Below are 13,685 nucleotides of genomic sequence, written 5' to 3' on the forward strand. Positions count from 1 at the left end.
CTGACGGCGGCTCAGCCGCCGATGGCGATGCCTTCGCGGCGGGGATCGGCGCCGCCCTCAAGCCCTTCGGGGGTGATAACGATGCCGTGCAGGCCCGAGGTCAGCGCGGTCTCGTTCAGCTCGAACCCCATCGCGGCCAGACCTTCGGTCAGGGCCTCGGGCAGGCCGGGCTCGACATCCATCGGGCCGAAGCGGTTGACCAGATTGGGCGCCGCGACCGCCTGCTGGATGTCCATGCCCCAGTCCAGATGCGCGATGATGGCGCGGGCGACGTAGCCGATGATCCGGCTGCCGCCCGGCGAGCCGATCACCATGACCGGCGCGCTGTCGCGCAGCACGATGGTCGGCGCCATCGAAGACCGGGGCCGCTTGGCCGGGGCGATGGCATTGGCGATCGGATAGCCCGAGGCGTCATGCGTCTCGAAGCTGAAATCGGTCAGCTCGTTGTTCAAAAGGAACCCCGCCGCCATCACGCGCGAACCGAAGCCGTTCTCGATGGTGGTGGTCATCGACAGGGCATTGCCGTCGCCGTCCACGATCGAGATATGCGTGGTCGAGGGCAGTTCCAGCGCGCTGTCCTGACCCCACAGCATCGCATGGCTCCAACCGGGATTGCCGGGCGCGACCTCGGGCAGGCTGTCATCGCCCGAAAGCAGCGCGCCGCGTTCGGCCAGATAGGCGGGGTCGATCAGCCCCTCGGTCGGCATGGGCACGAAATCGCTGTCGGCCATGAAGCGGCCCCGGTCGGCAAAGGCCAGCCGCGAGGCGTCCCCGATCAGGCGCCAGGCCTCGGGGCTGTCGGCGCCCATCCCGGCCAGATCATAGCCGCCCAGCATGCCGAGGATCTGCCCCACGGTCAGCGCCCCCGACGAGGGCGGCCCCATCCCGCAGACATCATGCGCGCGGTATTCGACGCAGATCGCCGGACGCTCGACCACCCGGTAGATCGACAGATCGTCCAGAGCCAGCACGCCGGGATTGTCCTCGGCCCCCGTGACCGCATCGACGATGGCCTGCGCGATCTCGCCGCTATAGAAGGCGTCAGCCCCGCCCTCGGCCAAGGCGCGCAGCGTGTCGGCATAGGCGGTGTTCGTCAGCATCGCGCCTTCGGCCACGGGCTGGCCTTCGGGGAAGAAGTAATCCACCGTTGCCGGATAGCGCGACAGCGCGTCGCCCTCGCCCGCGACCAGCGTGGCAAGACGCGGCGAGACGGAAAAGCCCTCATCCGCCAGACGGATGCCGTCATCGAACAGGCTGGCCCAATCGGCGCGGCCCCACTTCTGATGCGCGACCTCCAGCAGGCGCGGCGTGCCGGGCGTGCCGACCGAGCGGCCGCCCACGACGGCCTCCATGAAGCCGAGAGGTTCGCCCTCGTCGTTCTGGAACAGGGTCGGCGTGGCGCGCAGGGGGGCGGTCTCGCGGCCGTCCAGCGTCGTCACCTCACCCGTCGCGGCGTCATACCAGACGAGGAAGGCGCCGCCGCCAAGACCCGAGCTTTGCGGCTCGACCAGGCCCAGAACGATCTGCACGGCGACCATCGCATCGGCGGCATTGCCGCCCTCGCGCAGGACACGCGCGCCTGCCTCGACCGCCAGCGGATGCGCTGCGCTGACCATCCAGTCGGTGCCGCGCGCCACCCGGCCGGCGGCCTTGTCGGCCAGGGCCTCTTGCGCGGCCTCGGTCAGGGGGCCGAAGCCGCGTGACGTGACCTCGGTGCCCGAGGCGCCTTCGGGGGTGATCGCATCGGTCGCCTGCTGCGCCGCCGCCACGCCCGCGCTGCCCAGAAGCAGCGCCAGAACCAGAACCTGTCTCATCCTTGCCCCCATGAGATTGCATTTCATGCAATCCTGAAGGCAGGGCACAGGGTTTACAACCCCCGGTTTTGCGGGCGGCGGGTTACTGCGCCTCGGCCGCCAGGGCGCGGTCCAGTTCGGGGCGGAAGCGGTTCTCGTAGTCGGCGCCGACGATGGGACCGGCAAAGCGGTAGAGGATCCGGCCATTGCCGTCGACGATGAAGGTCTCGGGCGGGGCGGTCACGCCCCAGTCGATGGCGGTGCGGCCGCGCGGATCGTCTCCGATGGCGTGGTAGGGGTCGCCGCCCTCGGCCAGAAAGGCCAGCGCATTGTCGGGATTGTCGCGCAGCGCCACGCCATAGACGGGAAGCTCTTGCGACAGATCCATCAGGACCGGGTGTTCGACGCGGCAGGGCGGGCACCAGCTGGCCCAGAAATTCACCAGCTTGACGCCCGGCTCGCGCAGCATCGCATCGGTCAGCTGCACCTTGTCGGGCAGGGTCTGGACGGGCACGGCGGGTGCCTCGCGTCCGGCCAGGGCCGAGGGGTTCTCGCCGGGGTTTTCGCGGTTCATGCCCCAGAGGAACATGGCGGCCAGCCCGGCGAAGATCGCGGGCGGCAGGACGACAAGCGGCGAGAGCCTAGCCATTCTTCTTCCCTTTCTCGTGGTCTTCCAGCGCCCGGCGCGCGCGGGTATTGGCAGCGACCGTCTGCCAGATCAGCCCGCCCAGCAGCGCCAGCGAGACGCCGTAGGATGCCACCACGGCGAACGCGTATTTCCCCAGATCGATCATGCGCGCATCTCGCGGGCTTGCAGCGCGGCAAGGCGCCGCCTGCGGATTTCGGTGCGCGTGCGGATCAGCAACAGCGCTAGGAACAGCAGGCCGAAGCCCACCATCGCGGTATAAAGCGGGTAACGATAGACGTGGCTCATCCGCTCGCCCGACTGGACGGATAGGCTGGCGCCCTGATGCAGGCCCTGGTTCCAGAACAGGACCGCATAGCGCGACAGCAGCGCGAAGACCGAGCCGACAAGGCACAGGACCCCGGTGAGGTCGGCCGCGCTGTCGGGATCGTCGATCGCGGCCCAGAGCGCGATATAACCCAGATAGAACAGGAACAGGATCAGGAACGAGGTCAGGCGCGGATCCCATTCCCACCAGGTCCCCCACATCGGCTGGCCCCACAGCGCCCCCGTGGCCAGCGCGATCAGCGTCATCACGGCGCCGATGGGGGCGGCGGCCTTGGCGGCGAGCGCGCTGACATGGTGGCGGCGGATGATCCAGATCAGCGAGGCGACCAGCATCATCACCCAGATGTTGATCGCCATCATCGCGGCCGGGACGTGCAGGAACACGATCTTGACGGTCGAGCCCTGCCGGAAATCGTCGGGCGTCAGAAAGCCCCAGACGACGCCCGTGACAGACAGCACGACGGCGCCGCCCACGACCCAGGGCAGCAGCCGGTCGGTCGTGCGCATGAACTTGGCGGGGTTGGCATATTCCCAGATCGACATGAGGTTCCCCTAACCAAGGCGGAATGGCGGCTCAAGCCCGCTCACCGCAGATTGACCCTCAGCGCGGCGGCTGCGGCGAAAGGTATCAGCGCCAGGACCGCCAGCGTGATCCCGGCCTGAAAGACCAGCGGCGTGACCACCGCCGCGCCCTCGGCGCCGCGGCGGGTGATCTCGGCGCCGAAAATCAGCGTAGGGATATAGAGCGGCAGCACCAAGAGCGACAAAAGCAGCCCCCCCCGGCGCAAGCCCACCGTCAGCGCCGCCCCGAAGGCGCCCAGCATCGACAAGGCGGGCGTGCCGATCAGCAGCGACAGGACCAGCCAGGGCATCGCGGCGGGCGGCAATTGCAGCAGCACGCCAAAGAGCGGCGCGGCCAGAACCAGCGGCAAGCCGGTGGTGATCCAATGCGCCAGCGCCTTGACCGCCACTGCGCCCTCCAGCGGCAGGGGGGCGGTGGCCAGCAGGTCGAGGCTGCCATCCTCGTGGTCCAGCGCAAAGATGCGGTCCAGCGACAGAAGGCAGGCCAAGAGCGCGCCGACCCACAGGATGCCGGGCGCGACAGGCGCCAATGCGGCACGGTCGGGACCGACCCCGAACGGGACCAGAGCCGACAGGATCAGGAAGAACCCGACGCCAAGGCCAAAGCCGCCGCCCGCGCGCACAGCCAGCCGCAGATCGCGCGTCAGAAGCGCCAGCATATCGCGCCCCCTCTCATCCGAAGGCCTCGTTGAAGCTGGCGGGGCGGGCCACGGCTCCGGGTTGGGCGCGGAGGGGGGTGAGGTCCAGCACCCGCGCCTCGGACAGGCCAAGGTCGATATGGGTGGCCATCAGCGCCGCGCCGCCAAGCGCCAGATGCGCACGGATCACCACGCCGAAGGCCGCGACCGAGGCTGCGTCCAGCGACACGGTCGGCTCGTCCAGCACCCAGAGCGGGCGGCCCGTCACCAGCAGCCGCGCCAGACCCAGACGGCGTTTCTGGCCTGCCGACAGCGCGCCCGCCGGGCGGTCGGCCAGCGCGGTCAGGTCCATCGCGGCCAAGGCGGGCTCGACGGGCTTACCGCCGAAGACGCGCGACCAGAAGGTCAGGTTCTCGGCCACACTCAGCGCGGGTTTCAGCCCGTCGGCATGGGCGGCATAGGCGACGCTGTCCTCGGCTGCGTCGATCCGGCCCGCGACGGGAGCCTGAAGCCCCGCGATGCAGCGCAGAAGCGTCGTCTTGCCGATGCCGTTCGGGCCGCGCAGGATCAGCGCCTCGCCCGCGTCCAGCGTGAAGCTGACGCCCTCGACCGCCCGCAGCCCGCCGCGCGAGACGGTCAGGTCATGGACGGCCAGATGCCTCACAGCGGCAGAAGCGCGCAGGCGACGCGGCGGCCTTCGGAACGGGTGACATTGTAGGTGCGCGCGGCGTTGGGCGAGGGCATCGCCTCGGCGCGGATACCCGCCTCGGCCAGGCGGTCGAAGAGGCCGCGCGGCGGATAGGCGGGCTGGGCGCCGGTGCCCAGAAACAGCACATCGACGCGGCCCGCCAGAGCCATCAGCGCGGCCTCGTCCGACAGGCCGTCCCAGGGTTGGCCCTGATCGCCCTCGACCAGAACCGCGCCCTGGATCACCTGACCCGCGACGCGGAAGAAGCCGGGGCCGTAGCCCTCGATGATGGCGGCACCGCCGAAATCGCTGGGGCTGAGGGCCATCAGACCTCCTCGGCGCCCTCGAAGGGCGATTTCACGCGCTTCTTGCGGCCTTCCTGGGTCTCGGGGTCGTTCTTGTCCCAGTTGCGCTTGACGCCCAGCCACAGCACGAAGTTCTTGGCCACGTAGATCGAGGAATAGGTCCCGATCAGGATGCCGAAGGTGATCGCGAAGACGAAGCCGCGGATCACGTCGCCGCCTAGAACCAGAAGCGCGATCAGCGCCAGAAGCGTGGTCCCCGAGGTCATGACCGTGCGCGACAGCGTCTCGTTCACGGACAGGTTCATCAGCTCGCGCAGGGCGCGCTTCTTGTACTTCATCAGGTTCTCGCGCAGGCGGTCGAACACGACGACGGTGTCGTTGATCGAATAGCCCACGATGGTCAAGAGCGCCGCCACCGTCGCCAGATCGAAGCGGATCTGGAACAGCGCGAAAACGCCCATCGTGATCAGCACGTCATGGACCAGCGACACGATCGCGCCGACCGAGAACTGCCATTCGAAGCGCAGCCAGATGTAGATCGAGATCGCCACCAGCGCCGCGAGGACCGCGTAGATCGCGGTCTGGATCAGCTCGCCCGAAACCTTGGGCCCGACCGATTCGACCGCGGCGAAGGTGATCGAGGGCTCGACCTGCTGCAACGCGGCCTCGATGGCGCGGATCGTCTCGGGGGTCACGGATTCGACGCCGTCCTGCGCGCTGATGCGGACCTGCGCGACATGCTGGTCATCGCGGAAGCTTGGATCGAAGACCTGCGTGATGGCCACGTCGCCCAGTTCCATGCCCGACAGGGCCGCGCGATAGGCGCCGACATCGACGGGCTGGGTCGCCTCGGTCCGGATGGTGGTGCCGCCGCGGAAGTCGATGCCGAAATTCAGCCCGTTCACGAACAGCACGATCACCGAGGCGATCATCATCAGGGCCGACAGGCCGAAGGTCAGCTTTTGCCAGCGGAAGAAGTCGATGCGCGTTTCCGAGGGGACCAGTTTGAGACGGAAGGCCATGTTACACCTCGATCGTTTTCGGGCGCGCGCGCTCGAACCACAGGATGGTCAGAAGGCGCGTGACGAAGAGCGCCGTGAAGACCGACGTGATGATCCCGAGGCTCAGCGTGACGGCGAAGCCCTTGACCGGGCCGGACCCCAACACGAACAGGATCGCCGCGACGATCAGGGTGGTGATGTTGGCGTCCACGATGGCCGACATCGCCTTTTCGTAGCCCAGCTCGATGGCGCGGGCGGGGCCTTTGGCGGTGCGCAATTCCTCGCGGATGCGTTCAAAGACCAGCACATTGGCATCGACCGCCATGCCGATGGTCAGCACGATGCCCGCGATGCCCGGCAGGGTCAGCGTGGCGCCGATGACCGACAGCAGCGCGAACAGGATCGCCATGTTCACCGCCAGCGCGATCGACGCGAAGACGCCGAAGATGCCGTAGGACATGACGACCAACAGGATCACCGCCGCGAAACCGACGCTGGCCGCGACCTTGCCCGCGTCGATGCTGTCCTGCCCCAGTTCGGGGCCGACGGTGCGTTCCTCAAGAAACTCCAGTTCCGCAGGCAGGGCGCCCGCGCGCAGCAGGATCGCAAGCTGGCTGGCCTGATCGAAATTCATCGAGCCGGAGATCTGCCCCGACCCGGTGGTGATGGCCGAGCGGATGACCGGGGCCGAGATGACCTCGTTGTCCAGCACGATGGCGAAGGGCTGGCCGATATTGGCCGAAGTATAGGCCCCGAAGGCCCGCGCGCCGGTCGGATTGAAGCGGAAATTGACCGAGGGCTGGCCGTTCTCGTCGGTGCCGGGCATGGCATCGACCAGATCGTCGCCGGTGACGACGGGGCTGTCCTCGAGGATGTAGTAGAGGCCGGGATTGTCCAGCGAGGGCGCGATGATCTGGCCCACGCCCGGCGCGGCCTCGGGGTCCGAGGTCGATCCGAGGACCGGGTTGAAGGTCAGTTGCGCCGTCGTGCCGATCAGCGCCTTCAGCTCATCGGCCGAGCCGATGCCGGGCACCTGGATCAGGATGCGGTCCTCGCCCTGACGCATGATGGTCGGCTCGCGGGTGCCGACCTCATCGACGCGGCGGCGAATGATCTCCAGCGATTGCTGTATGGTGCGGTCGTCGGTCAGCGCCTTTTCGGCATCCGACAATTGTATCCGCATGACCGCCCCGTCCGAGGCGATGGCCAGCGATTGCTGCCCCGCACCGGTCAGCGTGGTGACGGGGGTGGAAAAGCTGCGAGCGATGTCCAGCGCGCGGGCCATCTGGTCGGGGTTGCCGATCTCGACGGCCAGCACGCCCTCGGGCGCCTCGACGCGGCGGATGGCGCCGACCGTCTCGCGTTCGGCGGCCAGCGCGCGGCGCAGTTCCGGCCAGATCGCATCGACGCGGCCCTTGTAGACCTGCTCGACCTGAACCTCGGCCAGGAGATGCGCGCCGCCGCGCAGGTCAAGCCCCAGATTGACCAGACTGGAGGGCAGCCAGTTCGGCCAGCCTTCCGCCGCCGCCTGCAATTCGGGCGTGGTGACGCCGGTGGCCTCGATCCGGGCCATGGCATCATTATGCGCCTCGACGCGGGCGTAAAAGGCGTTGGGCATCGCGTATAGCAGCCCGAGAAGGCAGATCCCGAGGATCAGGATGCGCTTCCAGCGGTCGATCTGAAGCATTTGGGCTTAAGCCTTTCAGGAATTCGCGGCGACAGGCTCGGTCTTGCTGACGACCTGCGCGATGGTGCTGCGCACGACGCGGATGCGGACGCCCTGCGAGATCTCGACCTCGAGCTCGTCGTCGCGCACGGTGGTGACCTTGCCCAGAATGCCGCCCTGGGTGACGACATGATCGCCCTTTTTCAGCGCGCCGACCATGTCGCGATGCGCGCGCAGGCGTTTCTGCTGCGGGCGGATCATCAGGAAGTACATGATCGCGAAGATCAGGATCAGGGGAATGAACTGCGCAAAGGCAGCACCGGCGCCAGCGCCTCCGGCGGCCTGGGCATAGGCGGGGGTCACGAACATGCACGATCCTTTCGTCTGTCGGGACAGCGCCCCGATGGCGGCGCCCCTGTCTGGATTGGCGCGCAACCTAGCCGCGCCGCCCGCCCTTGGCAAGAAAGCGCCACCCCGCCCCGTGGCAAGGCCCGCAAACGGCTTTGTGAACGCGCGTCAGACGAAGTCAGGCATCCTCGGGGTGCAGCGGCTGGCCGCGTTCCACGAGCCGCGCGAAGAAGCTGGCGCCGACCGGCGCCACGGCATCGTTGAAATCATAGGCCGCGTTGTGGACGCCCGGCCCCTCGCCCTGGCCCAGGAACAGGTAGCAGCCGGGGCGGGCGTTCAACATGTAGCTGAAATCCTCGGCCCCCATCTCGCGCCCGGCTTCGGCATCGACGCGCGCTTCGCCCGCGATCTCGCGCGCAGTCTCGGCGGCGAATTCGGTCTGGTCGGCATCGTTCACCGTCGCCGGATAGCCCTGCTGGTAGTCAAGGACGATCTCGACCTCGTGGGCCATGCCGGCGCCGTCGCAGATCTGGGTCATGCGGCGGCGCACCATGTCGCGCACATGCGGCGCGAAGGTCCTGACCGTGCCGCAGATCCAGGCATTGTCCGGCACCACGTTGTCGGCGCTGCCGGTATGGATCTGCGTGACCGAGACGACCAGATCCTCCAGCGCGTGGTGGTTGCGGCTGGTGATCGTCTGGATCGCCTGCACCACCGCCACGGCGGCCACGACCGGATCGGCGGTCAGATGCGGCAGCGCGCCATGCCCGCCGCGTCCCTTGATGTGGATGTCGAAGCGGTCCACCGCCGCCATGATCGGGCCGGGCGTGGTCTGGAAACTGCCCTCGGGCTGGCCGGGATTGTTGTGCAGCGCAAAGACGCGGGCGATGTCGAAGCGGTCCATGATGCCGTCCTGCACCATCGCATCGCCGCCGCCGCCGTCTTCCTCGGCGGGTTGGAAGATCAGCGCGACCCGGCCCGCGAAATTGCGCGTCTCGGCCAGATAGCGCGCGGCGCCCAGAAGCATGGTCGTATGGCCGTCATGGCCGCAGGCATGCATCCGCCCCGGCACGGTCGAGGCCCATTCGGCGCCCGTCGCCTCGTCCATGGGCAGGGCGTCCATGTCGGCGCGCAGTCCGATCGTCGGGCCAGGGGCCTGCCCGTTGATGATCGCGACGATGCCGGTCTGGCCGATCCCCTCGTGGATCTCGTCCACGCCGAATTCGCGCAGGCGTTCGGCCACGAAAGCGGCGGTCTGGTGGCAGTCGAAGCCCAGTTCCGGATGCTGGTGCAGGTGGCGGCGCCATGCCGTCATCTCGGGGGCGAAATCGGCGATGCGGTTCAGGACGGGCATGTGGACTTGCGCCTTTCTGTGTGGCAGTCGGGGGCCATTGTCCTCTTGCCGATGGGAATTGCAATGGCCGCCGCACGCGACCCCGAAGCCGAGATCACCCGCCTCTTGGGCATCATGGCCGCCCTGCGCGACCCCAAGACCGGCTGCCCCTGGGATATCGAGCAGGACTTCGCCTCGATCGCGCCCTACACGATCGAAGAGGCGCACGAGGTCGAGGACGCGATCCAGCGTCAGGCCTGGGACGAGCTGCCCGGAGAGCTGGGCGATCTGCTGTTGCAGGTCGTCTTTCACGCCCAGATGGCGCATGAGGCCGGGATGTTCGATTTCGCCGATTGTGCCGCCGCGATCAGCGACAAGCTGATCTTTCGCCATCCCCATGTCTTCGGCGACGAATCCCGCGACAAGTCGGCCGAGCAGCAGGTCAAGGACTGGGAGGCGATCAAGGCCGTCGAGCGCGCCGGCAAGGCCGAACGCGGCACGCTGGACGGGGTGGCGCTTGGCCTGCCCGCGCTGACGCGGGCGTTGAAATTGCAGAACCGCGCCGCGCGGGTGGGGTTCGACTGGCCCGATGCGGGCGACGTGCTGGAGAAGATCACCGAGGAAGCCGCCGAACTGGTCGAGGCCCGCGACAGCCTTGGACCCGAGGCGATGGAGGAGGAGTTCGGCGATCTTCTGTTCGTCATGGCGAACCTTGCGCGGCATCTGAAGGTCGATCCCGAAGCCGCCCTGCGCCGCGCCAACGCCAAGTTCACCCGCCGCTTTCAGTCCATCGAGGCCGCTCTGGCCGCCACCGGCCGCCGCCCCGAGGACAGCGACCTTGCGGAAATGGACCGCCTGTGGAACGAGGCAAAGGCCGCCGAACGCGCCTAGCCCATCAGCGCCTTTCGCAGCATGTTCAGGCCGACCAGCAGCAGGAAGATCGCAAAATAGCGCTTCAGCCGCTTGGGGTCGGTGCGATGCGCCAGCGCCGCGCCCATCGGCGCGGTGATCAGCGTCATGGCGATGGTCAGGAAGAACGCGGGCAGGTTCACCGAGCCAAGCGTATAGGGCAGCGCGTTGGCCGTCGGCATGAACAGGAACAGCGCGACCGAGGGCACCGCGATCAGCACGCCAAAGCCCGCCGCCGTCGCCACCGCCCGGTGGATCGGGCGGCCATGCAGCGTCATCAGCGGCACGCCGATGCTGCCGCCGCCAATCCCCAGCAGCACCGACACGAAACCCGTGAAGGGCGAGAAGATCCAGCGCCAGAGGCCCCCCGGCATCTGATCGGCCAGCCGCCAATTCGGGCGCGACACCGCCATATAGATCGCGATGACCGAGATCATGACGCCAAAGATGATCTGCAGCGTTTCGGTCCGCAGGGCGCCCACAGTCAGCGCGCCGATGCCCGCGCCAAGCGCGATGCCGGGCGCCCAACCGCGCAGGATGTCCCAATCGACCGCGCCCTTGCGGTGATGGGCCATGACCGACCGCGCCGAGGTCACGATGATCGTCGCCAGCGACGTTGCCAGCGCGATCTGCATGACGCCCGCCCCGCCGAAGCCCGCCAGCGTGAAGACGTAGAAATAGGCCGGGACCAGCACGATGCCGCCCCCGACCCCCAGAAGGCCGGCCAGAATGCCCGCAAAGGCTCCGGTCGCGGCAAGGCCGATGACGGCAGGGATCAATTCGCTCATGGGGCGTGACTAGCCCGGCGTCGCGGCGGAAGCCAGCGCCTCGATGCGGGCGGCCTGAACCTGCGCGAGGGCGGCGTCATAGACCTCGATCCCGCCCTTCGAGGCGCCCTCGGAGAGTGTGCGCTTCCAGCCCCGCGCGCCGGGCAAGCCGTGGAAGATCCCCAGCATGTGCCGGGTGAAGTGGTGCAGCCGTCCGCCCTGCGCCAGATGATCAAGGATAATGGGCCGCATCGCCTGCGCGGCCTCGACCGGGTCGGCAAAGGGCGGCGTCGCGCCCCACAGCGCATCCGCCGCGCCAAGGATCGCCCAGGGCTGGTGATAGGCTGCGCGGCCCACCATCACGCCGTCCATATGGGTCAACTGGTCGCGCAGCGTGTCCATATCCGCGATGCCGCCATTGATCGACAGGTGCATGTCGGGAAAGGCGCGCTTCATGGCGTGGACCAGATCGTAATCCAGCGGCGGCACCTCGCGGTTCTCGCGCGGGCTGAGGCCCTGCAGCCACGCCTTGCGGGCATGGATCGTCATGCGCCTGATCCCCGCCGCGCGCATCGTCGCCACGAAATCGGGCAGCACCTCGTGGGGGTCCTGATCATCGACGCCGATGCGGCATTTCACCGTCACCTCGACCGGGCTGACCGCCTGCATCGTCGCCACGCATTCGGCCACCAGTTCGGGCGTCTTCATCAGCACTGCGCCGAAACAGCCCGATTGCACGCGGTCACTGGGGCAGCCGACATTCAGGTTGATCTCGTCATAGCCCCAATCGGCGGCGATGCGGGTCGCCTCGCGCAGTTCGGCCGGGTCGGACCCGCCCAGTTGCAGCGCGACGGGATGCTCGGCGGCATCGTAATCCAGCAGCCGCGCGCGGTCGCCATGGATCACGGCAGGGGCGGTCACCATCTCGGTGTAAAGCAGCGCGTGGCGGCACAGCAGCCGGTGGAACCGGCGGCAGGCGCTGTCGGTCCAGTCCATCATGGGCGCCACGGAAAGCCGGGCGTTTTCTGCGAGACTGGGCTGATCGGTCGTCGTCATGCGGGTCCACCGGGGGCTGTCCGACAGGCGGCGCGTCTGTCGGCGCCGCACCTGCCGGAAATGGGCGACAGGTTCAAGCCGCCTCAGGCCGCCGTCACCCGCCAGATCACGTCGCCCACATCGTCGGCCATCAAGAGCGACCGCCCATCCGCGCCGACGACCACGCCCACCGGGCGGCCATAGGCCAGCTTTTCGTCATCCGACAGGAAGCCCGACAGGATGTCGCGCGGCGGGCCGCTTGGGGCGCCATGGGCGAAGGGCACGAAGATCAGCTTGTAGCCGCTGAGCTTCGAGCGGTTCCACGATCCGTGTTGGCCGATCACCATGCCCTCGCCGAAGCCCGGCAGCGTGCCCTCGGGCATCCAGCAGAGGCCCAGCGACGCGGTATGCCCGCCCAGCGCGTAATCGGGCCGGATCGCGCGGGCGACCATCTCGGCGTTCTGCGGTACGCGATCATCGACCGTGTCGCCCCAATAGCAATAGGGCCAGCCGTAAAAGCCCCCGTCCCGGACCGAGGTCAGGTAATCGGGCGGCGTCTCGTCGCCCAGCCCGTCGCGTTCGTTCACCACCGTCCAGAGCGCGCCGGTCACAGGCTCCCATGCCATGCCGACCGCGTTGCGCAGGCCGGATGCGAAGATGCGCGCGTCGCCCGTCTCAAGGTCCAGTTCCCAGATTGCGGCGCGGCCTTCCTCGACCTCCATCCCGTCATCGGCGATGTTGCTCAGCGAGCCCACGCCCGCATAGAGCTTGCGTCCGTCCGGCGAGGCCAGCAGGCTGCGCGTCCAGTGGCCATGCGGCTTGAACGAGACCAGACGCCGCCCCTCGCCCTGCAACGCCGTCTCGCCCGGCTTGTGGTCGAATACCCGGACGCCGTCGGTATTGCCCAGATAGAAGCGCTCGCCCACCAGCGCCATGCCGAAGGGCTGGTTCTGGTTCTGGACGAAGGGGGTGCGGAACTCGGCCACACCGTCGCCATCGGCGTCGCGCAGCAGCGTCACGCGGTTGGCGCTGGTGCCGATGGCGCGGGCGCGGCGCATCACGGCCTGCGCGGCATGGTCCATCAGCTTCTTCGGCGGGCCGGGCTGTTCCTTGGATTCGGCGACCAGCACGTCGCCATTGGGCAGGACCTCGATCCAGCGGGGATGGTCCAGCCCGGTGGCAAAGGCGTTGACGCGCAGCCCCGGCGCGGCAGTCGGAACGTGGCCGTCGACCCAGCCATGCGCGGCGGGCATCTTCAGCGTCATGATGCCCTGCTTGCGCGCTTCGGGGATCTCCGGGCGCGGGCCCATGGCCTGTTGATCCGGCGCGCCCATCCGGCGCATCAGCGCGACGGCTCCACCCACGGCGGTGGCGGCCTTGGCGAGAAACTGCATCCCCTTCCCCCTTCTGGTCCGATGACATCGGCGTGCCGCCAGCCTAGCAGCAGGGGACGCGGGGCAACAACGCCCGATCGCGCCCATGGGTTCACGCCAGGTCGGCCGGCATCGTCAATGCCCGACCGCGCCGGGATGCGTCCCGTGCAGCGCGGCCAAAAGCCGGCAGGTGTTGCCCGCCGCCCGAGGCCGGCGCATGGCCGCAGCCCGCTTTTGCACTTGATGCAAAAACATCGGGCGCCGATGCTGTCGA

15 protein-coding genes are annotated in these 13,685 nt (G+C 68.4%); 1 reads left to right on the plus strand and 14 read right to left on the minus strand.

The annotated features are described in order from the left end of the window. Positions 1-11: 11 nt before the first annotated feature. The 11 genes from ggt to ACTZWU_RS07695 form a co-directional block, all read right to left on the minus strand. Positions 12-1,814 (minus strand): gamma-glutamyltransferase, encoded by a 1,803-nt coding sequence (ggt, locus tag ACTZWU_RS07645; RefSeq protein WP_444736759.1) that lies wholly within the window; start codon positions 1,812-1,814, stop codon positions 12-14. 82 nt (positions 1,815-1,896) lie between these two features. Next, entirely contained in the window at positions 1,897-2,442 is a 546-nt protein-coding gene (locus ACTZWU_RS07650; protein WP_444736760.1) for a DsbE family thiol:disulfide interchange protein, read from the minus strand. Beyond that, positions 2,435-2,587: a heme exporter protein CcmD gene (ccmD, locus tag ACTZWU_RS07655; protein WP_444736761.1), complete on the minus strand. Its 153-nt coding sequence runs from the start codon at positions 2,585-2,587 to the stop codon at positions 2,435-2,437. The genes ACTZWU_RS07650 and ccmD overlap by 8 nt, the downstream gene beginning before the upstream one ends. After that, positions 2,584-3,309 carry a heme ABC transporter permease CcmC gene (ccmC, locus tag ACTZWU_RS07660; RefSeq protein WP_444736762.1) on the minus strand — a complete coding sequence of 242 codons (726 nt, stop codon included), beginning with the start codon at positions 3,307-3,309 and terminating at the stop codon, positions 2,584-2,586. The genes ccmD and ccmC overlap by 4 nt, the downstream gene beginning before the upstream one ends. Positions 3,310-3,350: 41 nt before the next feature. Then, positions 3,351-4,007, minus strand: a complete 657-nt coding sequence (gene ccmB / locus ACTZWU_RS07665; RefSeq protein ID WP_444736763.1) for a heme exporter protein CcmB — start codon at positions 4,005-4,007, stop codon at positions 3,351-3,353. Positions 4,008-4,020: 13 nt separating this feature from the next. Further along, on the minus strand, positions 4,021-4,650 hold the full coding sequence (ccmA, locus tag ACTZWU_RS07670) for a heme ABC exporter ATP-binding protein CcmA (protein WP_444736764.1): 630 nt from the start codon (positions 4,648-4,650) through the stop codon (positions 4,021-4,023). Further along, positions 4,647-5,000, minus strand: a complete 354-nt coding sequence (locus ACTZWU_RS07675) for an Mth938-like domain-containing protein (RefSeq protein ID WP_444736765.1) — start codon at positions 4,998-5,000, stop codon at positions 4,647-4,649. Before ACTZWU_RS07675 ends, ccmA begins: the two co-directional genes overlap by 4 nt. Beyond that, entirely contained in the window at positions 5,000-6,001 is a 1,002-nt protein-coding gene (gene secF / locus ACTZWU_RS07680; protein ID WP_444736766.1) for a protein translocase subunit SecF, read from the minus strand. The genes ACTZWU_RS07675 and secF overlap by 1 nt, the downstream gene beginning before the upstream one ends. 1 nt (position 6,002) lies before the next feature. Next, positions 6,003-7,667: a protein translocase subunit SecD gene (gene secD / locus ACTZWU_RS07685; protein ID WP_444736767.1), complete on the minus strand. Its 1,665-nt coding sequence runs from the start codon at positions 7,665-7,667 to the stop codon at positions 6,003-6,005. Positions 7,668-7,682: 15 nt separating this feature from the next. Next, positions 7,683-8,015 carry a preprotein translocase subunit YajC gene (gene yajC / locus ACTZWU_RS07690; RefSeq protein ID WP_444736768.1) on the minus strand — a complete coding sequence of 111 codons (333 nt, stop codon included), beginning with the start codon at positions 8,013-8,015 and terminating at the stop codon, positions 7,683-7,685. Between the two features lie 157 nt (positions 8,016-8,172). Beyond that, on the minus strand, positions 8,173-9,348 hold the full coding sequence (locus ACTZWU_RS07695) for a M20 aminoacylase family protein (protein ID WP_444736769.1): 1,176 nt from the start codon (positions 9,346-9,348) through the stop codon (positions 8,173-8,175). Positions 9,349-9,411: 63 nt separating this feature from the next. Between ACTZWU_RS07695 and mazG the strand changes: the two genes are divergently transcribed. Further along, a complete protein-coding gene (mazG, locus tag ACTZWU_RS07700) occupies positions 9,412-10,218 on the plus strand; it encodes a nucleoside triphosphate pyrophosphohydrolase (RefSeq protein ID WP_444736770.1) in 807 nt (268 codons plus the stop codon). On the opposite strand, the gene ACTZWU_RS07705 is transcribed toward mazG, so the two are convergent. The 3 genes from ACTZWU_RS07705 to ACTZWU_RS07715 form a co-directional block, all read right to left on the minus strand. Continuing rightward, positions 10,215-11,024, minus strand: coding sequence for a sulfite exporter TauE/SafE family protein (locus ACTZWU_RS07705; RefSeq protein ID WP_444736771.1), 810 nt, complete (start codon positions 11,022-11,024; stop codon positions 10,215-10,217). The two genes, mazG and ACTZWU_RS07705, sit on opposite strands and share 4 nt — an antisense overlap. Before the next feature lie 9 nt (positions 11,025-11,033). Beyond that, on the minus strand, positions 11,034-12,059 hold the full coding sequence (gene dusA, locus ACTZWU_RS07710) for a tRNA dihydrouridine(20/20a) synthase DusA (protein ID WP_444736772.1): 1,026 nt from the start codon (positions 12,057-12,059) through the stop codon (positions 11,034-11,036). A gap of 83 nt (positions 12,060-12,142) precedes the next feature. Continuing rightward, a complete protein-coding gene (locus tag ACTZWU_RS07715; protein ID WP_444736773.1) occupies positions 12,143-13,432 on the minus strand; it encodes a PQQ-dependent sugar dehydrogenase in 1,290 nt (429 codons plus the stop codon). Positions 13,433-13,685 lie beyond the last annotated feature (253 nt).

Origin of the sequence: Paracoccus sp. NSM, assembly GCF_052379855.1 — a bacterium.
GTDB lineage: Bacteria > Pseudomonadota > Alphaproteobacteria > Rhodobacterales > Rhodobacteraceae > Paracoccus.

What these genes read in the sequence shown, in the direction of transcription:
- ggt (WP_444736759.1), bottom strand. Translation starts at nt 1,814, where the DNA reads ATGAGACAGGTTCTGGTTCTGGCGCTGCTTCTGGGCAGCGCGGGCGTG.
- ACTZWU_RS07650 (WP_444736760.1), bottom strand. Translation starts at nt 2,442, where the DNA reads ATGGCTAGGCTCTCGCCGCTTGTCGTCCTGCCGCCCGCGATCTTCGCC.
- ccmD (WP_444736761.1), bottom strand. Translation starts at nt 2,587, where the DNA reads ATGATCGATCTGGGGAAATACGCGTTCGCCGTGGTGGCATCCTACGGC.
- ccmC (WP_444736762.1), bottom strand. Translation starts at nt 3,309, where the DNA reads ATGTCGATCTGGGAATATGCCAACCCCGCCAAGTTCATGCGCACGACC.
- ccmB (WP_444736763.1), bottom strand. Translation starts at nt 4,007, where the DNA reads ATGCTGGCGCTTCTGACGCGCGATCTGCGGCTGGCTGTGCGCGCGGGC.
- ACTZWU_RS07675 (WP_444736765.1), bottom strand. Translation starts at nt 5,000, where the DNA reads ATGGCCCTCAGCCCCAGCGATTTCGGCGGTGCCGCCATCATCGAGGGC.
- secF (WP_444736766.1), bottom strand. Translation starts at nt 6,001, where the DNA reads ATGGCCTTCCGTCTCAAACTGGTCCCCTCGGAAACGCGCATCGACTTC.
- secD (WP_444736767.1), bottom strand. Translation starts at nt 7,667, where the DNA reads ATGCTTCAGATCGACCGCTGGAAGCGCATCCTGATCCTCGGGATCTGC.
- yajC (WP_444736768.1), bottom strand. Translation starts at nt 8,015, where the DNA reads ATGTTCGTGACCCCCGCCTATGCCCAGGCCGCCGGAGGCGCTGGCGCC.
- ACTZWU_RS07695 (WP_444736769.1), bottom strand. Translation starts at nt 9,348, where the DNA reads ATGCCCGTCCTGAACCGCATCGCCGATTTCGCCCCCGAGATGACGGCA.
- mazG (WP_444736770.1), top strand. Translation starts at nt 9,412, where the DNA reads ATGGCCGCCGCACGCGACCCCGAAGCCGAGATCACCCGCCTCTTGGGC.
- ACTZWU_RS07705 (WP_444736771.1), bottom strand. Translation starts at nt 11,024, where the DNA reads ATGAGCGAATTGATCCCTGCCGTCATCGGCCTTGCCGCGACCGGAGCC.
- dusA (WP_444736772.1), bottom strand. Translation starts at nt 12,059, where the DNA reads ATGACGACGACCGATCAGCCCAGTCTCGCAGAAAACGCCCGGCTTTCC.
- ACTZWU_RS07715 (WP_444736773.1), bottom strand. Translation starts at nt 13,432, where the DNA reads ATGCAGTTTCTCGCCAAGGCCGCCACCGCCGTGGGTGGAGCCGTCGCG.